This window comes from Kribbella sp. NPDC050241 (assembly GCF_044459685.1).
In the GTDB taxonomy this organism is placed as follows: Bacteria; Actinomycetota; Actinomycetes; order Propionibacteriales; family Kribbellaceae; genus Kribbella.
The window spans coordinates 944,878-961,990 of the sequence record NZ_JBITJE010000001.1; the positions used below are offsets into that span (position 1 = coordinate 944,878).

The following is a 17,113-nucleotide window of genomic DNA, read 5'->3' on the forward strand; positions in this document are numbered from 1 at the left end:
GAGCGGGACGCGGTTAGGGGAGCCTTATTTGAAGGCCTCCGGGAATTACGCGACACTGATGTTGTGAAAACTCCTGCGACTACCGGAACCGCGCCCACCGGCGCGGTTGTGGCGCGGGACGAGTCCACCCGGGACCGGGTCGCACGCTCGATCCTGACCAACGGTCCGTCCAGCGCCGCGGTGCTCGCCGAGCGCCTCGAGCTGACGCCGGCGGCGGTTCGCCGGCATCTCGACCACCTGCTCGAGGACGGCCTGGTCGAGTCCCGCGAGGAGCGCGTCTACGGCCCGCGTGGCCGCGGCCGCCCCGCGAAGGTCTTCGTGCTGACCGACACCGGCCGGCACGCGTTCCACCAGGCGTACGACGACCTGGCGGCCACCGCACTGAAGTTCATCGCCGAGGCCGGCGGTGACGAGGCGGTCGCGGAGTTCGCCCGCGGCCGGGTCGCCGAGGTGGAGCAGCGGTACCGGGAGCTGATCGACGCCGCTCCCGAGAGCGACAAGGCGGAGGCACTCGCGCGGGCCCTGACCACGGACGGGTACGCCGCGTCCACGGCGAAGGCCGCGCACGGCGAGCAGCTCTGCCAGCACCACTGCCCGGTCGCGCACGTGGCCGAGCAGTTCCCCCAGTTGTGCGAGGCCGAGACCGAGGTGTTCTCGCGGTTGCTCGGCCGGCACGTCCAGAGACTGGCCACCATCGCCCACGGCGACGGTGTCTGCACCACACATATTCCCGGACACGTCCCGGCCCCCCAGGCCGTGCCCGGTCCTGCCCCTGTATCCGACGGCGAATCTGCGAGGACTGCACGATGACGCAAACCGCTCACCCCGAACTGGAAGGCCTCGGCAACTACCAGTACGGCTGGGCCGACTCCGACGCCGCCGGCGCGGTCGCACAGCGCGGCCTGTCCGCCGACGTGGTGCGGGGCATCTCCACCCTCAAGAACGAGCCGGAGTGGATGCTCGACCTGCGCCTGAAAGGTCTGAAACTCTTCGACCGCAAGCCGATGCCGTCGTGGGGTGCGGATCTGTCCGGGATCGACTTCGACAACATCAAGTACTTCGTCCGGTCGACCGAGAAGCAGGCGTCCAGCTGGGAAGAGCTGCCCGAGGACATCAAGAACACCTACGACAAGCTCGGCATCCCGGAGGCGGAGAAGCAGCGCCTGGTCGCCGGCGTCGCGGCGCAGTACGAGTCCGAGGTCGTCTACCACCAGATCCGCGAGGACCTGGAGGCCCAGGGCGTCCTCTTCCTGGACACCGACACCGGCCTGCGCGAGCACCCGGAGATCTTCCAGGAGTACTTCGGCTCGGTCATCCCGGTCGGCGACAACAAGTTCGCCTCGCTGAACACGGCGGTCTGGTCCGGCGGATCGTTCATCTACGTGCCCAAGGGCGTCAAGGTGGACATCCCGCTGCAGGCCTACTTCCGGATCAACACCGAGAACATGGGCCAGTTCGAGCGGACCCTGATCATCGTCGACGAGGACGCCTACGTGCACTACGTCGAGGGCTGTACGGCGCCGATCTACAAGTCGGACTCGCTGCACTCCGCGGTGGTCGAGATCATCGTGAAGAAGGGCGCCCGCTGCCGCTACACGACGATCCAGAACTGGTCGAACAACGTCTACAACCTGGTCACCAAGCGCGCCACCTGCGAAGAGGGCGCCACGATGGAGTGGATCGACGGCAACATCGGCTCCAAGGTGACGATGAAGTACCCGGCCGTCTACCTGATGGGCGAGCACGCCAAGGGCGAGACCCTGTCGGTCGCGTTCGCGGGCGAGGGCCAGCACCAGGACGCCGGGTCGAAGATGGTCCACAACGCGCCGTACACCTCCAGCTCGATCGTGTCGAAGTCGGTGGCCCGCGGTGGCGGCCGGACGTCGTACCGGGGCCTGGTCGAGGTGGCGCCGGGGTCGCACCACAGCAAGTCCACGGTGCGCTGTGACGCGCTGCTGGTCGACACCATCAGCCGTTCGGACACCTACCCGTACGTCGACGTCCGCGAGGACGACGTGGCGATGGGACACGAGGCGACCGTGTCCAAGGTCAGCGACGACCAGCTCTTCTACCTGATGAGCCGGGGCATGGCCGAGGACGAGGCGATGGCGATGATCGTCCGCGGCTTCATCGAGCCGATCGCCCGCGAGCTCCCGATGGAGTACGCGCTGGAACTGAACCGCTTGATCGAGCTGCAGATGGAAGGGGCCGTCGGCTGATGTCCGCCGCTGAAACCCTGGTCGCCACCGGCAACCGGGCGCACTCCCACGGGCCGGGTTCCCCGGTCCCGCTCCAGGCCCGGAGCGAGCGGCCGACGTCGTACGACGTCGCCGATTTCCCGGTGCCGAACGGGCGCGAGGAGGAGTGGCGCTTCACCCCGGTCAAGGCGCTCAAGGCGCTGTTCGCCGACGAGGCCGGCACCGAGACCCCCAAGGTCGACGCGTCCGGTCCCGACGGTGTGGTGTTCGAGACCGTCGCCGCGGACTCGCTGAAGGTCAGTACGCCGCAGGACCGCTCCGCGGCCATCGCCTGGAACCAGGCGGGCGAGGCGCTGGCGGTGCGGATCCCGGTCGAGGCCGAGCTGACCGAGGCGGTGCACGTGAACGTCGCGAGCCTCGGTGCCCGTGGCTTCAGCCACCTGATCGTGGACGCCGGCCGGCACAGCCGCGCGATCGTGATCATCGATCACACCGGCGCGGGTGAGCTCGGCAGCAACGTCGAGATCGTCGTCGGCGACGGCGCCGAGCTGCGCGTGGTCAGCATCCAGCAGGGCGATCACGAGTCGATCCACCTCGGCCAGCACGACGCGCTGATCGGGCGGGACGCGAAGCTCCACCACGTCGTCGTCACCCTCGGCGGCAAGGTCGTCCGGATCGCCACGAACGTCCGGTACGCCGGGCCTGGCGGCGACGCGGAGCTCCTCGGTGTGTACTTCGCCGAGTCGGGCCAGCACCACGAGAACCGGCTGTTCGTCGACCACGAGGCCACCAACTGCAAGAGCAACGTGCTCTACAAGGGCGCGCTGGCCGGTGACAAGGCCCGCTCGGTGTGGATCGGCGACGTGCTGATCCGGGCCGCGGCCGAGGGCACCGACACGTTCGAGCTGAACCGCAACCTGGTCCTGACTGACGGCGCCCGCGCCGACTCGGTCCCGAACCTGGAGATCGAGACCGGCGACATCCTTGGCGCCGGGCACGCGTCCGCGACCGGCCGGTTCGACGACGAGCAGCTGTTCTACCTGCAGGCCCGCGGCATCCCCGAGGACGAGGCCCGGCGGCTGGTGGTGTCCGGCTTCTTCAACGACATCATCGCCAAGATCGGCGTTCCCGAGGTCACCGAGCACCTGCACGACGTGATCGAGCAGAAGCTGGCGCGGGCCGCGGAGTTGAGCGCATCGGCCAAGGCAGTTGTCGGGCAGTGAGCGACAGCTTCGAGCGCGCCTGCGCTGCCGCCGACGTACCGGATGAGGGAGTCATCCCGGTCGAGGTCGGCGGCGTGGAGGTCGCGGTCGTGAAGAGCGAGGGGCAGTACTTCGCGGTGCGGGACGAGTGCTCGCACGCGCAGATCCAGCTGTCCGAGGGTGACGTCGGCGAGTGCCAGATCGAGTGCTGGCTGCACGGATCCCGCTTCGACCTGCGCACCGGCGAGCCGACCAGCCTGCCCGCGTACGACCCGGTGCCGATCTACCCGGTCCGGCTGGACGGCGACGACCTGCTCGTCGACGTCAAGAACCCCCTGAATCAGGCATCCCTGTAAAGCGACGGAGATAGAAGATCCTCATGGCGACACTCGAGATCCGCGACCTGCACGTGTCGGTCGACACCGAGAACGGCCCGAAGCAGATCCTGCGCGGCGTCGACCTGACCATCGCCGGTGGTCAGACGCACGCGATCATGGGCCCGAACGGTTCCGGCAAGTCGACGCTGGCGTACTCGATCGCCGGCCACCCGAAGTACAAGATCACCAGCGGCACGGTCACGCTCGACGGCGAGGACGTGCTGGCCATGGCCGTCGACGTGCGGGCCCGGGCCGGCCTGTTCCTGGCGATGCAGTATCCGGTCGAGGTGCCGGGCGTGTCGGTGGCGAACTTCCTGCGCACTGCGAAGACCGCGATCGACGGCGAGGCGCCGAAGCTGCGGACCTGGGTCAAGGACGTCAACAAGGCGCTCGGTGATCTCGAGATGGACCCGGACTTCGGCACCCGCAACGTGAACGAGGGCTTCTCCGGTGGTGAGAAGAAGCGGCACGAGATCGTCCAGCTGGAGCTGCTGAACCCGAAGATCGCGATCCTCGACGAGACCGACTCCGGCCTCGACATCGACGCGCTGAAGGTCGTCTCCACCGGCGTCAACCGGTTCGCGGAGCAGGGCGACAAGGGCATCCTGCTGATCACCCACTACACCCGGATCCTGCGCTACATCACGCCGGACTTCGTGCACGTCTTCGTCGACGGCCGGGTCGCCGAGGAAGGCGGACCGGAGCTGGCCGAAGAGCTCGAGGCCAACGGCTACGAGCGGTTCCTGAAGGCAGGCGCGAAGTGACTGACGCCCGGACCACATTCAGCAGTCCGCTGGACCTCCAGTCGGTCCGGGCGGACTTCCCGATCCTGTCGCGCGAGCTCGCCGGCGGGTTGCCCCTGGTCTACCTGGACTCGGCGAACTCCTCGCAGAAGCCCCGCCAGGTGGTGCAGGCGATGGAGGACCACTACCTGAAGCACAACGCGAACGTCGCCCGCGCCATGCACCAGCTCGGTGCCGAGGCGACCGCGGCGTACGAAGGTGCCCGGGACAAGATCGCGGACTTCATCGGCGCGCCCGACCGCAACGAGATCGTGTTCACGAAGAACATCTCCGAGGCGCTGAACCTGGTGGCGCACACGGCCGGCGGCTCGCTGAAGCCGGGTGACGAGGTGGTCATCTCCGAGATGGAGCACCACTCGAACATCGTGCCGTGGCAGATGGTCTGTGAGCGGACCGGGGCGACGCTGAAGTGGTTCGGCGTCACCGACGACGGCCGGCTGGACCTGAGCAACGCCGACGAGCTGATCAACGAGCGCACCAAGATCGTCTCGCTCACCTGGGTGTCGAACGCACTCGGCACCATCAACCCGATCAAGGAGCTCGCCGCCAAGGCGCACGCGGTCGGCGCTCTGATGGTGGTGGACGCCGCGCAGGCGGTGCCCCAGCTGCCGGTGAACGTGGCGGAGCTCGGTGCCGACCTGGTCGGCTTCACCGGGCACAAGGTGGTCGGGCCGACTGGCGTCGGTGTGCTCTGGGGCCGGTACGACCTGCTCGCGTCGCTGCCGCCGTTCCTTGGTGGCGGTGAGATGATCGAGGTCGTGCGGATGACGGGTTCGACGTACGCCCCGCCGCCGGCCCGGTTCGAGGCCGGTACGCCGCCGATCGCGCAGGCCGTCGGGCTCGGTGCGGCCGTCGACTACCTGTCCGGGATCGGGATGGACAAGATCGCGGCGCACGAGCACGCGATCGTGGAGTACGCGCTCGAAGGGCTGAAGACGGTGCCGGGGCTGACGATCCTCGGTCCGGCCGAGGCCAAGGACCACGGTGGCGCGATCAGTTTCGAGCTGGACGGCGTGCACCCGCACGACGTGGCGACCGTGCTGGACACCCGCGGGATCGCGGTACGGGCCGGGCACCACTGTGCGCGGCCGGTGCACGAGCGGTTCGGCGTACAGTCCTCGACGCGGGCGTCGTTCTACCTCTACACGACGCCGGAGGAGATCGAGGCGCTGGTCGACGGCCTCGGGTTCGTCCGTTCTTTCTTCAAGGTGGCTTGACGTCTCATGCAGCTTGACTCGCTGTACCAGGAGATCATCCTGGATCACTACCGCAGCCCGCACCACGCGGGGCTGGCGGATCCGTACGACGTGGAAGTGCACCACGTGAACCCGTCCTGCGGGGACGAGGTGACGCTGCGCGTGGAGCTGAACGGCGACACCGTCACCGGCGTCACGCACGAGAGCGTCGGCTGCTCGATCAGTCAGGCCGCGACCTCGGTGATGTCCGATCTGGTGATCGGCAAGCCCGTCGCCGAGGGGATGGCGACGTACGAGAAGTTCCTCGAGCTGATGCAGGGCCGGGGGAATGTCGAGCCGGACGAAGAGGTTCTGGAGGACGGCGTCGCGTTCGCGGGCGTCGCGCAGTTCCCGGCCCGGGTGAAGTGTGCGCTGCTGGGCTGGTCGGCCTGGCGGGACGCGACCGCCCGGGCGCTGGCGCAGAACGAGTCCCAGGACGCCGCACAGCAAGAAGGAGTGAGCAATGCCTGACCAGACCGACGAGAAGATCGAGCTGCCCGAGGTCGACCTGCAGGCGGCGGCGCAGGCGTCCCAGGCATCACAGCCCGGCACCAGCCCGGCCGCGGTCGAGGACGTGACCGAGGCGCTCAAGGATGTCGTCGACCCCGAGCTCGGCATCAACGTGGTCGACCTGGGCCTGATCTACGGGATCACCGTGGACGACACCAGTACGGCGATCATCGACATGACGCTGACGTCGGCGGCCTGCCCGCTGACCGACGTGATCGAGGACCAGACCCGGATGGCGCTGGACGGCCTGGTCAACGACTTCCGGATCAACTGGGTCTGGATGCCGCCGTGGGGCCCGGAGAAGATCACCGACGACGGCCGCGACCAGCTGCGGGCGCTCGGCTTCAACGTGTGACCCGAACGGTGTCGGTGGCACCGGAGCGGCTGGACAGGTGGCTGACCGGCTTCGGTGACCGCCACGGCGTAGTGACGTACGACGTGACGCCGACACGGTTCACTGCCTCCGCGTCGGACGGCTCCGTCGCCGTCGTCGAGGTGCCGTTCGCACCACTGGAGGAGTTGTCGAAAGACGGGCTCCTCGCCCATGTGTTGCGCGAGTGGCGGCTGGGTGTGCTGCTCGTCCGGCGCGGTGGCTACGGCGCCGGAGTGTTTGCCGGGGGCAAGCTTGTCGACTCCAAGGTCGGATCACGCCACGTGCAGGGGACGACCAAGGCGGGTGGCTGGTCGCAGCAGCGGTACGCGCGGCGGCGGGACAACCAGGCGCGGGAGGCGTTCGCCGCCGCGACCGAGGTTGCGGTGCGGATCCTCGGGTCAGCCCGGCTGGAAGCGCTCGTGTGCGGGGGAGACCGCCGGGCGATCGACACGGTGCTGGAGGATCCGCGACTGAAGGACCTGGCCGGACTCGTGCGGCCGCCGTTCCTCGGCGTACCCGATCCGAAACAGAGAGTCCTCGAGCAGGCCGGCGCCGACGCCCGGGCGATCCGGATCGAGTTGACCGACCCTCCGGACGATTCGCGCTGAGGCGTGAACGTCCTCCCATGTGGGCATACTCAGGTCCTCGCGGCCATCGCACAGGGGAGGACAGCGGTTGAACTCGGAACTGCAGTTCTGGCGTGCCATGGCCGGCTATGCGCTGGCGAGGGCCCGCGCCCAGCGTGTCCGCGGGGGCCGGACCCAGTTCGGCGCGTCGTCGCTCGAATGGGCGATCATCTCGGCCATCCTGGTCGCCGCCGCGCTGGCGGTCGGCCTGATCGTCCGCCGCGTCGTCGACAAACGCTCCGGCGCCGACTGACCCCCCTCCCATCTGACCCACTCCCCATCTGGTTGGCTGACCATCCAGGTTGTGGGTTTGCCACCGGTGTACGGCTGGCAAACCCACACTTTCGCTGGTCAGCCAGCCAGATGGGGATCGGTGGGGCAGGCTGGGGTCAGAGCGGGTTGGCCGACCAGGTGTCGCAGGCGTTCATGTCGCCGGAGTCCATCCCGGCCTTGAACCACCGCATCCGCTGCTCGGCGGTGCCGTGGCTGAAGCTCTCCGGATTCACCTGACCCTGGGTCTTCTGCTGGATCCGGTCGTCACCGACGGCGGCTGCCGCGTCCAGGCCGCGGGCGATGTCGTCCTCGGTCAGACCGCTGATGAACGTGTCGCCGTCCTTGTCGGGCACGGTCGTCGCGTGGTTGGTCCAGATCCCGGCCAGGCAGTCGGCCTGCAGCTCGGACCGGACCGAGTCCGACGTCGGGCCGTTGCGGGTCTTGATCCGGCCGAGGATGCCGTACAGGTTCTGGATGTGGTGGCCGTACTCGTGGGCCACGACGTACGCCTCGGCGAAGTTGCCGCCCTTCGCGCCCAGTTCGGACTGGAGCGTCTGGAAGAACCCGAGGTCCAGGTAGACCCGCTTGTCCGGCGGGCAGTAGAACGGCCCGACCGCGCTGGTGGCCGGTCCGCAGCCGGTGTTGACCGAGCCGTCGAAGACCCGCATCGGCGCCCGGGTGTACTTCTTGCCCCGGCGCGGCAGTTCCGCGGCCCAGAAGCCCTCGATCGAGTTCTGGTAGAACACGAACCGGCAGTCGGGGTTGTCCTGCAGATCAGTGCCCTTCTTGCACGAGTCCAGATTGCCGGCCGCGGTGTTGCGGACGCTCGGCTCCTGGCTGCCGCCGTCGCCGCCCGGAAGACCGCCGTTCAGCAGCAGGATGACGACCAGCAGGATGATGCCGCCGATGCCACCACCCACCGGGATCATCCCGCCGGGCAGCCCGCCGCCGCCTCCGCCGCTCCCACGGGTGTCCTCGACCCCACTGGTGTCGAGATCCGCGTCCGGGTTGAATTTCACAGCACATAGACTAGTCCCGAGAGCGGGGGCCTTTGGCGTGTCGTGACGCTGCGCCGCCGACCCGCTACCGCCCGCCCCCTGCCTTGACTCCCGACCCTGAGGACGCCTGCCACCGCGATGATCACTGTCTCCAATCTCGAGGTCCGCGTCGGTGCCAGGCAGTTGCTCGCGCCCGCCTCGTTCCGGGTCGGGCCCGGCGACAAGGTGGGTCTGGTCGGGCGCAACGGCGCCGGCAAGACCACGCTGACCAAGATCCTGGCCGGTGAGGGTCTGCCGGCCAGCGGCTCGGTGTCCACCTCCGGTGAGATCGGCTACCTCCCGCAGGACCCGCGGACCGGGGATCTGGAGATCCTGGCCCGGGACCGGATCCTGTCCGCCCGCGGCCTGGACGACGTCGTACGCCGGTTGCGCAGCGCGGAGAAGTCGATGGCCAGCGCGGACGAGAAGACCCGCGCGAAGGGGATGCGGCGCTACGAGCGGGCCGAGGCCGACCTGCACGCGGCCGGTGGGTACGCCGCCGAGTCGGAGGCGGCCCGGATCGCGGCGAACCTCGGGCTGCCGGATCGGGTGCTGGGGCAACCCTTGGGCACACTGTCGGGCGGTCAGCGCCGACGGGTGGAGCTGGCCCGGATCCTGTTCGCCCAGGCGGAGACGCTGCTGCTGGACGAGCCGACCAACCACCTCGACGCCGACTCGATCGTCTGGCTGCGCGACTTCCTCAAGTCGTACCCCGGCGGCGTGATCATGATCAGCCACGATGTGAACCTGCTCGAGGAGACCGTCACCCGGGTGTTCCACCTGGACGCGAACCGGGCCGAGATCGACGTCTACAACGTCGGCTGGAAGGCGTACCTGACGCAGCGCGAGGCCGACGAGCGGCGGCGCAAGCGCGAGCGGGCGAACGCCGAGAAGAAGGCGACCCAACTGGTCGACCAGGCGAACAAGATGCGCGCCAAGGCGACCAAGGCGACCGCGGCCCAGCAGATGCTGCGGCGGGCCGAGCAGTTGATGTCCTCGCTCGAGGACGAGCGCAAGACCGACCGCGTGGCCAAGATCGCGTTCCCGACGCCGGCGCCGTGCGGCAAGACGCCGTTGATGGCGCGCGAACTGTCGAAGTCGTACGGCTCACTGGAGATCTTCACCGACGTCGACCTCGCGATCGACCGCGGCTCGCGGGTCGTGGTGCTGGGCCTGAACGGTGCCGGCAAGACGACGCTGCTGCGGGTGCTGTCCGGGCTGGAGAAGTCGGACACCGGCGAGGTGATCGACGGGCACGGGCTCAAGCTCGGGTACTACGCGCAGGAGCACGAGACGCTCGACGTGAACCGGACCGTGCTGGAGAACATGAAGTCCGCAGCCCCGGATCTGAACGAGACGCAGGCGCGCAGCGTGCTCGGTTCGTTCCTGTTCACCGGCGACGACGCGGACAAGCCGGCCCGGGTGCTGTCCGGTGGTGAGAAGACCCGACTCGCCCTGGCGACACTGGTGGTCTCGGCTGCGAACGTGCTGCTGCTCGACGAGCCGACCAACAACCTCGACCCCGCCTCGCGCGCCGAGGTGCTGAACGCGATCCGGTCGTACGCCGGTGCGATCGTGCTGGTCACCCACGACGAGGGTGCGGTCGAGGCCCTCGAACCAGAGCGCGTCCTCCTGCTCCCGGACGGCGTCGAAGACCTGTGGACCAACGACTACGCCGACCTGGTGTCGCTCGCCTAAGTTAATCGCGAGTAATGTTCCTCGCATGAAGGAACTGCGGTTGACCGTGGAAGGCCCGGTCGCACGGGTGGTGCTGGACCGGCCCGAGGTGCGCAACGCACAGACCCCGGCGATGTGGCGGGCGCTGGCCGACTTCGGTACGTCGCTGCCGGCCGACGTCCGCGTGGTCGTGGTGTCGGGGGAGGGGCCGTCGTTCTCGGCGGGACTCGACCGGCGGCTGATGATGGGTGAGGCTGTCGACGGCCAGGAGGCGTTGCTCACGCTCGGGGCGAAGCCCACCGCCGAGGTGCACGAGCTGATCGCCGGTTTCCAGGCGGGATTCTCCTGGTTGCGGCGGCCGGAGATCATCAGCATCGCCGCGGTGCAGGGTCACGCCATCGGCGCCGGCTTCCAGCTGGCCCTGGCCTGCGACCTCCGTGTCGTCACCCCGGACGTCCGCTTCAGCATGCGCGAGACCGCGCTCGGCCTGGTGCCCGACCTCGGCGGCACCCAACCGCTCGTCCAGCTCGTCGGGTACTCACGGGCGCTGGAGCTCTGCGCGACCACCCGCTGGGTGGAGGCGGACGAGGCGAAGGAGCTCGGTCTGGCGAACATCGTCGTACCGCCGGAGGAGCTCGCCGGGACGGTCAAGGATCTGACCGAGGCCCTGCTGTCGCCGCTGCCAGGAGCGATCCGCGAGACCAAGGCATTGCTCCTCGGTGCCGCGGACCGTTCCTACCAGGACCAGCTGAAGGCCGAGCGGGAGGCCCAGGAGCGCCGGCTGAAGGAGCTCCTGGCAACCCTCGCCTAGTGCCAGTTGCTGATCTGTACGTCGCGCGGAGCGGGGTCGCCCGTACCGGTCTCGACGTACTTCTTCAGGCTCAGCAGGTACGAGCCCCACTTGGTGCTGCAGTGGTACATGAACTCGACCGGCTCCTTCCAGCCCTCGTGCTTGAACAGGACGATCGTGTAGTTGTCGGCCGTGCTGAGGTCGAAGCGGACCTCGGTGCCGATCCACTCCTCGGGACCGTGCACGACCTCCCAGCGGACGAGCTCGCCGGGCTTGGTCTCGAGCACCTTCATGCCGAACGAGCCACCGGCGACGGGGAAGTGGAAGTCGATCACGCCGCCGACCGAGTCGTCGCCTTGCGTGTCGTCGGTCCACCAGCCCGCGAGGCCGGGGATCGTGGTGAGGGCTTTGGAGACGTCCTCGGGGGACGCCGTGATTCCGACGCGGTGCAGGATGTCGACCATGGGAGTGCCTCTCGTTCAGGTGTCTGTACTGCGTTGAATGGTTTCGGCGATCCGCTTGATGCGCTGGAGCCGGCGGTCCCAGGCGTCACTGACCGAGGTCAGTTGCGCGATCGCACGGGAAAGCTGTGATTCGTCCACGGTGTAACGCCGTTCGCGCCCCGACGGCTTGGCGTGCACCAGGCCGACCCGCTCGAGGACGGCGAGATGTTTGGCGACGGCCTGCCGGGTGACCGGCAGTTGATCGCTCAGGCCGGTCGCGGTCCCGCCGCCGTTCGCGAGCAGCAGGTCGAGCATCCGTCGCCGGGTCGGATCGCCGACCGCCGACCAGAGCCCGTCGTCGATCACGGCGCGGACACCAGCCGGTCGACGTACGGGACGAGGCGGGGGAGGAAGTAGTTCCAGCCGTTGATGTGATCGCGGTACTGCGCGTCGGAGGCCTGGTCGAACCCGGTCTCGGCGAAGCGGAGGACCGTGCCCGTGCCGGCGGCGACGAGGTCGAACGTCACCAGCAGTGAGTTGGCCTCGGTGGCTGTCTCGCCGTCGGGATAGTCCCACCGGAAGGCGAACCGTCGCGGCGGATCGGCCTCGATGACCGTGAGCGAAACGACCTTCCCGTCCGGCTTCTCGCCGAAGGACACGGTCCCGGTGGCGCCGGCGACCGGCTCGAGGTCCGCGTCGTCCGGCCACCACTCGCGCAGGTGCTCCGGCGAGCTGATCACCTCGTAGACCACCTCGGGCGCCGCCTCCACCCTGATCTCCCGCTCGATGGTCCGGTCCGCCATCTCACCCACCGTCCTTTCGCAACCTTTGGTTGCCTATGACTGTAGAGCACTCTCATCGCATCCGCAACCATTGGTTGCATGACGGTGAGTGGGAACATTGTGATGACCTGAACTGTTGTGAAGCTTCACGACACAGGAGCGGGGAGGAACCGTATGTCCTCAGGGATGGCACGCGCCGGCATGGGCGCCTACGGCTGGCGGCGTCAGGATTCGTCCGTGGCCGGGCAGAAGCTCGCCAAGGGCACGCTGCGCCGGATCGCGCGGTTCGCGAAGCCGTACCGCTGGTACATCTCGGTGTTCCTGGTGCTCGTCATCCTGTCGGCGTTCATGGTCATCGCCTCGCCGCTGCTGTTCAAGAAGATCGTCGACGACGGCATCACCAAGGGGAACGCCGGACTCGTCACCGCGCTCGCGCTGGTGGTGGCACTGCTCGCCGTGGTCGAGGCCGCCCTGGGGCTGATGCAGCGCTGGTTCTCGGCGCGGATCGGTGAGGGGCTGATCTTCGACCTGCGGACCAAGGTCTTCGGGCATGTGCAGCGGATGCCGGTCGCGTTCTTCACCCGGACGCAGACTGGTGCCTTGGTGTCCCGGCTCAACAACGACGTGATCGGCGCCCAGCAGGCGTTCACCTCGACGCTGTCCGGCGTGGTGTCGAACATCATCAGCCTGATCCTCGTGGTCGGCGCGATGCTCGTGCTGAGCTGGCAGTTGACGGTGGTGGCGATCCTGCTACTGCCGGTGTTCCTGATCCCGGCGCGGATCCTGGGTCGCCGGCTGGCCACATTGACGCGCGAGCAGATGAACCTCAACGCCGAGATGTCGACGGCGATGACCGAGCGGTTCAGCGTCGGGGGAGCGCTGCTGGTCACGCTGTTCGGTACGCCCTCGATCGAGAACCGGGACTTCGGTGAGCGGGCCGGACGGGTCCGCGACCTGGGCATCCGGATCGCGATGCTCGGCCGGGTGTTCTTCACGGCGCTCACGCTGGTCGCCGCGCTGGCCACCGCCTTGGTGTACGGCGTCGGCGGCAACCTGGCCGTCCGCGAGGCGCTGACCGTCGGGACCCTGCTGGCACTGGTCGCCTTGCTCGGCCGACTGTACGGCCCGCTGACCGCACTGTCGAACGTGCGGGTCGACGTGATGACCGCGCTGGTGTCGTTCGAGCGCGTCTTCGAGGTGCTCGACCTCGAGCCGATGATCAAGGACGCTCCGGACGCCCAGGGACTGCGCAGTGAGCGGGCCGGGGTCGAGTTCGACCACGTGGCGTTCGCCTACCCGACGGCTGAGCAGGTCTCCCTCGCGAGCCTGGAGTCGGTCGCTGTGCTCGACAAGCGGGTGTCCTCGCAGGTGCTCGAGGATGTGAACTTCGTCGTCCAGCCCGGTCAGATGGTTGCGCTGGTCGGCCCGTCCGGCGCCGGCAAGACCACGATCACCAACCTGGTGGCCCGCCTGTACGACGTGACCGGCGGAGCCGTGCGGGTCGGCGGGCAGGACGTGCGCGAGGTGACGCTGCAGTCGCTGCACGACACGATCGGGTACGTCACGCAGGACGCGCACATGTTCCACGACACGATCCGGGCGAACCTCGCCTACGCGAAGCCGGACGCCACCGACGACGAGATGATCGAGGCACTGAAGGCCGCGCAGGTGTGGGAGTTGGTGTCGTCCCTGCCTGATGGTCTCGAGACCGTGGTGGGGGACCGTGGTCACCGGCTGTCCGGCGGTGAACGGCAGCGCCTGGCGATCGCGCGTTTGTTGCTGAAGGCACCGCAGATCGTCGTACTGGACGAAGCGACCGCGCACCTGGATTCCGAGTCCGAGGTCGCCGTACAGCGGGCACTCGACACCGCGCTGGAAGGGCGTACGTCGCTGGTGATCGCGCACCGGTTGTCGACGGTGCGGAACGCCGACCTGATCCTGGTCGTTGACCGCGGCAACATTGTCGAGCGGGGTACGCACGAGCAGTTGCTCGCCCAGGGCGGGGAGTACGCAGACCTGTATCACACGCAGTTCGCCGAGACCGGAACCGCCGCCGGCGTCTGAGCGAGCTACCTTGGTTCTGAGGGGTAGTGGGGGGAGAGCAGACGATGATCAAACTGGCCTTGGCACTCGCCGCGGGCTACGCCGGCTACAAGCTCGCGTACAACTCCGAGGACGGCCGTCACTACGGCGAAACCGGCGACCGAACGATCCGCACCACGGTGTCGCTGCTGATGGCCGCCCTCGCGGTCGGCGTCACCTACGCAGTCATGCTCCGGTTCTGACCCGCTACGAGGCGGAGGCCTTCTGCGGGTCGTGCTCCAGAAGGTGCAGGACCGGTACGCCGAGGTGGCGGCGGGCTGAGTTGGTCCAGTCCAGGTGGAAGAACTCGGCCACCACGTGCGGCCGGGTCAGGATGATGACCTCCTGGCCCTGCACGTGCTCCACCGTGGCGATCAGTGCGTCGATCGGACGGTCGTGCGAGATGCCGCCCTCCGCGTGGTGCCCGAGGTCTCGCAGCCGCTGGACGCTGCGTCCGCTGCAGCCCTTCGCCTCGGTGTCGATCGCCTTCTGCGCCTCGGCGAGATCCTGGCGCTGAGTGGCCAGCCCTGGACCGTACAGATCCGCGGTGCCCAGCGCGCTGATCGAGGCCTCGACACCGGCCTCGGCGTTGTGGCACGGCACGAGCACGTGGTACGTGACGGACTCGGGCATGTCCTGGTGCAGTTCAACGACGCGTCTCGCGTCCGGCGCCGACAGTTCCTGTTCGACGAGCAGTACGACGTCGTACATCGCAACCTCCGGTTCCTACCAGTCGGTATGCCTCCATAGTGCCCCCAAGGCGGCCCGATGTATTCGCTCCTGGCCGAGGTACCTGCTCAAATGATCAACTGGATCGTTCCAGCCGCCGCCGCCCGTAGGTGCGGAGCGCCCGCAGCAGGTCGACCTGCCGGAACGCGGGCCAGTAGAGGTCGCAGAACTCGACCTCCGAGCGCGTCGCCTGCCACAGCAGGAAGTCCGACATCCGGAGCTCCCCACTCGTCCGGATCACCAGGTCGGGATCCGGCAGTTCGGGCAGATAGAGGTGTCGACCGATCACGTCCTCGCTCAGCTCGTCAGCCACATCCTCCAGCGAACGCCCCGCGACCGCAGCCTCGTCCAGCACAGCCCGTACGGCGTCCACCACCTCGAGCCGGCCCGAGTACCCGATGGCGAGCGTCAGGTCACCCGCATCCGTCCGGTCGCGCGTCGCCTCGACGGCCTCCTTCAGCGCACGGGCAGTTGTGTCAGGCAACAAATCCAGCTGGCCCGCGACGTGGAGCCGCCACCGGTGGTCACGCCGTACATGCTCGGCCAGGACGGTCTCGGTGAGCTGCATGAGGTAGTCGACCTCGGCCGAGTCGCGGCGCCGGATGTTGTCGGCCGACGCCACCCACGCCGTCACGCACTGGACGCCTGCCTCGGAACACCAACGCAGGAACAGCTCCAGATGCTCCGCCCCGAACCGGTGGCCGACCCGCACGTCGTCGTACCCGGCTCGTCGTGCCCAGCGGCGGTTGCCGTCCATCGCGATCGCGATGTGCCGTGGCATCGGCAGTCCGGCCAGTTGGCGTCGCAGGATCCTGGCGTAGACGTCGTACAGGACCTTCATCAGCGTTGGGCGCTGGACAGTACGTCGGCCAGGTCGAACTTGACCGGCTCTTCCAGTTGCTCGTAGGTGCAGGACTCGGGGGTGCGGTCGGGGCGCCAGCGGACGAACTGTGCGGTGTGGCGGAAGCGGATGCCCTCCATGTGGTCGTAGCGAACCTCGACCACGAGCTCCGGCCGCAACGGCACGAACGACAGATCCTTGCCCGCCTGCCAGCGGCTGCCCTCCGCGTTGCGCGGCGTACGGACGCCTTCCTCCTGCTTCGCCCACGCCCACGGGTGATCGTCGAACGTGGTGACCAGCGGCTGCATCTCCTGGAAGAGCTCCTTGCGCCGCTCGAGCGGGAACGCACCGATCACACCGACGCTCGCCAGCGTGCCGTCGTCGCTGTAGAGCCCGAGCAGCAGCGATCCGATCCGGTCCGGGCCGCTCTTGTGCACGCGGTAGCCGGCGACCACGCAGTCCGCGGTGCGCTCCGGCTTGACCTTGAACATCACCCGCTTGTCCGGCTGGTAGGTGACCTCCAACGGCTTCGCGATCAGCCCGTCCAGGCCGGCACCCTCGAACTGCTCGAACCACTCCGCGGCCGTGTCGCGGTTGGTCGTCGCGGGCGTGACGTGGATCGGCGCCTTCACATCGGCCAGCGCATCGATGAGCGCGGTACGCCGTTCCGCGAACGGACGCTCCCTGTAGTCGTCGTCACCGAGCGCCAGGAGGTCGAACGCGACGAACCGGGCCGGCGTCTTCTCCGACAGCATGTTCACCCGGCTGGCGGCGGGGTGGATGCGCTGCTGCAGCACCTCGAAGTCCAGCCGGTCGCCGGACGCGCCGATCACGATGATCTCGCCGTCGATCGCGCAGCGCTCGGGCAGGTTCGCCTTCACCGCCTCGACCAGCTCGGGGAAGTAGCGCGTCATCGGCTTCTCGTTCCGGCTGCCGATCTCCACCTCGTCCCCGTCCCGGAAGATGATCGAGCGGAACCCGTCCCACTTGGGCTCGTAGCTCATCTCCCCGCGCGGGATCTCCTTCACGGGCTTGGCGAGCATCGGCTTGACCGGTGGCATCACAGGCAGTCGCATCCCGTCATTCTCACCCACGGCCAACTCGTGGGCGATCGGGCGCGTCGAACCAGTGAGGA

Annotated in this window: 21 protein-coding genes; 14 read left to right on the forward strand and 7 right to left on the reverse strand. The window is 68.4% G+C overall.

Features of this window, described 5'->3' with window-relative positions; genetic code table 11:
* Positions 1 to 63: 63 nt before the first annotated feature.
* The 10 genes from ACIBG5_RS04360 to ACIBG5_RS04405 all read left to right on the forward strand — a co-directional run bounded on the left by ACIBG5_RS04360 (position 64) and on the right by ACIBG5_RS04405 (position 7,577).
* Positions 64 to 810, forward strand: coding sequence for a helix-turn-helix transcriptional regulator (locus ACIBG5_RS04360; protein ID WP_396390022.1), 747 nt, complete (start codon positions 64 to 66; stop codon positions 808 to 810).
* Complete coding sequence (sufB, locus tag ACIBG5_RS04365; RefSeq protein WP_396390023.1) at positions 807 to 2,219, forward strand: Fe-S cluster assembly protein SufB; 1,413 nt, start codon at positions 807 to 809, stop codon at positions 2,217 to 2,219. Before ACIBG5_RS04360 ends, sufB begins: the two co-directional genes overlap by 4 nt.
* Positions 2,219 to 3,421, forward strand: coding sequence for a Fe-S cluster assembly protein SufD (gene sufD, locus ACIBG5_RS04370; protein WP_396390024.1), 1,203 nt, complete (start codon positions 2,219 to 2,221; stop codon positions 3,419 to 3,421). Before sufB ends, sufD begins: the two co-directional genes overlap by 1 nt.
* Entirely contained in the window at positions 3,418 to 3,756 is a 339-nt protein-coding gene (locus tag ACIBG5_RS04375; protein ID WP_396390026.1) for a non-heme iron oxygenase ferredoxin subunit, read from the forward strand. The genes sufD and ACIBG5_RS04375 overlap by 4 nt, the downstream gene beginning before the upstream one ends.
* Positions 3,757 to 3,779: 23 nt before the next feature.
* Positions 3,780 to 4,541, forward strand: coding sequence for a Fe-S cluster assembly ATPase SufC (sufC, locus tag ACIBG5_RS04380; protein ID WP_396390027.1), 762 nt, complete (start codon positions 3,780 to 3,782; stop codon positions 4,539 to 4,541).
* A complete protein-coding gene (locus ACIBG5_RS04385) occupies positions 4,538 to 5,797 on the forward strand; it encodes a cysteine desulfurase (RefSeq protein WP_396390028.1) in 1,260 nt (419 codons plus the stop codon). The genes sufC and ACIBG5_RS04385 overlap by 4 nt, the downstream gene beginning before the upstream one ends.
* Before the next feature lie 6 nt (positions 5,798 to 5,803).
* Positions 5,804 to 6,286 carry a Fe-S cluster assembly sulfur transfer protein SufU gene (sufU, locus tag ACIBG5_RS04390; RefSeq protein ID WP_360439303.1) on the forward strand — a complete coding sequence of 161 codons (483 nt, stop codon included), beginning with the start codon at positions 5,804 to 5,806 and terminating at the stop codon, positions 6,284 to 6,286.
* A complete protein-coding gene (locus tag ACIBG5_RS04395; RefSeq protein ID WP_360439300.1) occupies positions 6,279 to 6,680 on the forward strand; it encodes a metal-sulfur cluster assembly factor in 402 nt (133 codons plus the stop codon). Before sufU ends, ACIBG5_RS04395 begins: the two co-directional genes overlap by 8 nt.
* Positions 6,677 to 7,306: an acVLRF1 family peptidyl-tRNA hydrolase gene (locus ACIBG5_RS04400; protein WP_396390029.1), complete on the forward strand. Its 630-nt coding sequence runs from the start codon at positions 6,677 to 6,679 to the stop codon at positions 7,304 to 7,306. The genes ACIBG5_RS04395 and ACIBG5_RS04400 overlap by 4 nt, the downstream gene beginning before the upstream one ends.
* 67 nt (positions 7,307 to 7,373) lie before the next feature.
* Positions 7,374 to 7,577, forward strand: coding sequence for a hypothetical protein (locus ACIBG5_RS04405; RefSeq protein ID WP_396390030.1), 204 nt, complete (start codon positions 7,374 to 7,376; stop codon positions 7,575 to 7,577).
* 136 nt (positions 7,578 to 7,713) lie between these two features.
* Here the strand turns inward: ACIBG5_RS04405 and ACIBG5_RS04410 are convergent, their stop codons facing one another.
* Positions 7,714 to 8,616: a neutral zinc metallopeptidase gene (locus ACIBG5_RS04410; RefSeq protein WP_396390032.1), complete on the reverse strand. Its 903-nt coding sequence runs from the start codon at positions 8,614 to 8,616 to the stop codon at positions 7,714 to 7,716.
* 117 nt (positions 8,617 to 8,733) lie between these two features.
* Between ACIBG5_RS04410 and abc-f the strand changes: the two genes are divergently transcribed.
* On the forward strand, positions 8,734 to 10,332 hold the full coding sequence (gene abc-f, locus ACIBG5_RS04415) for a ribosomal protection-like ABC-F family protein (RefSeq protein WP_360439288.1): 1,599 nt from the start codon (positions 8,734 to 8,736) through the stop codon (positions 10,330 to 10,332).
* 25 nt (positions 10,333 to 10,357) lie between these two features.
* On the forward strand, positions 10,358 to 11,122 hold the full coding sequence (locus ACIBG5_RS04420) for an enoyl-CoA hydratase/isomerase family protein (RefSeq protein WP_396390034.1): 765 nt from the start codon (positions 10,358 to 10,360) through the stop codon (positions 11,120 to 11,122).
* Here the strand turns inward: ACIBG5_RS04420 and ACIBG5_RS04425 are convergent.
* Genes ACIBG5_RS04425 through ACIBG5_RS04435 form a run of 3 tightly spaced genes read right to left on the reverse strand, consistent with a single transcriptional unit; the run spans position 11,119 to position 12,347 of the window.
* Positions 11,119 to 11,565 (reverse strand): SRPBCC domain-containing protein, encoded by a 447-nt coding sequence (locus tag ACIBG5_RS04425; RefSeq protein WP_396390036.1) that lies wholly within the window; start codon positions 11,563 to 11,565, stop codon positions 11,119 to 11,121. The two genes, ACIBG5_RS04420 and ACIBG5_RS04425, sit on opposite strands and share 4 nt — an antisense overlap.
* Before the next feature lie 15 nt (positions 11,566 to 11,580).
* Positions 11,581 to 11,910 (reverse strand): metalloregulator ArsR/SmtB family transcription factor, encoded by a 330-nt coding sequence (locus tag ACIBG5_RS04430; RefSeq protein ID WP_360439280.1) that lies wholly within the window; start codon positions 11,908 to 11,910, stop codon positions 11,581 to 11,583.
* Complete coding sequence (locus ACIBG5_RS04435; RefSeq protein ID WP_396390038.1) at positions 11,907 to 12,347, reverse strand: SRPBCC domain-containing protein; 441 nt, start codon at positions 12,345 to 12,347, stop codon at positions 11,907 to 11,909. Before ACIBG5_RS04435 ends, ACIBG5_RS04430 begins: the two co-directional genes overlap by 4 nt.
* Before the next feature lie 153 nt (positions 12,348 to 12,500).
* On the opposite strand from ACIBG5_RS04435, the gene ACIBG5_RS04440 reads away from it, so the two are divergent.
* Positions 12,501 to 14,390, forward strand: a complete 1,890-nt coding sequence (locus tag ACIBG5_RS04440; protein ID WP_396390040.1) for an ABC transporter ATP-binding protein — start codon at positions 12,501 to 12,503, stop codon at positions 14,388 to 14,390.
* A gap of 44 nt (positions 14,391 to 14,434) precedes the next feature.
* Entirely contained in the window at positions 14,435 to 14,611 is a 177-nt protein-coding gene (locus tag ACIBG5_RS04445) for a hypothetical protein (RefSeq protein ID WP_396390042.1), read from the forward strand.
* A gap of 4 nt (positions 14,612 to 14,615) precedes the next feature.
* Here ACIBG5_RS04445 and ACIBG5_RS04450 read toward each other — a convergent pair whose 3' ends face one another.
* From ACIBG5_RS04450 to ACIBG5_RS04460, 3 genes are all read right to left on the reverse strand, one after another.
* Positions 14,616 to 15,119, reverse strand: a complete 504-nt coding sequence (locus ACIBG5_RS04450; protein WP_396390044.1) for a hypothetical protein — start codon at positions 15,117 to 15,119, stop codon at positions 14,616 to 14,618.
* A 94-nt stretch (positions 15,120 to 15,213) separates the two neighbouring features.
* A complete protein-coding gene (uppS, locus tag ACIBG5_RS04455) occupies positions 15,214 to 15,978 on the reverse strand; it encodes a polyprenyl diphosphate synthase (RefSeq protein ID WP_396390046.1) in 765 nt (254 codons plus the stop codon).
* Complete coding sequence (locus ACIBG5_RS04460; RefSeq protein WP_396390048.1) at positions 15,978 to 17,054, reverse strand: ATP-dependent DNA ligase; 1,077 nt, start codon at positions 17,052 to 17,054, stop codon at positions 15,978 to 15,980. Before ACIBG5_RS04460 ends, uppS begins: the two co-directional genes overlap by 1 nt.
* Positions 17,055 to 17,113 lie beyond the last annotated feature (59 nt).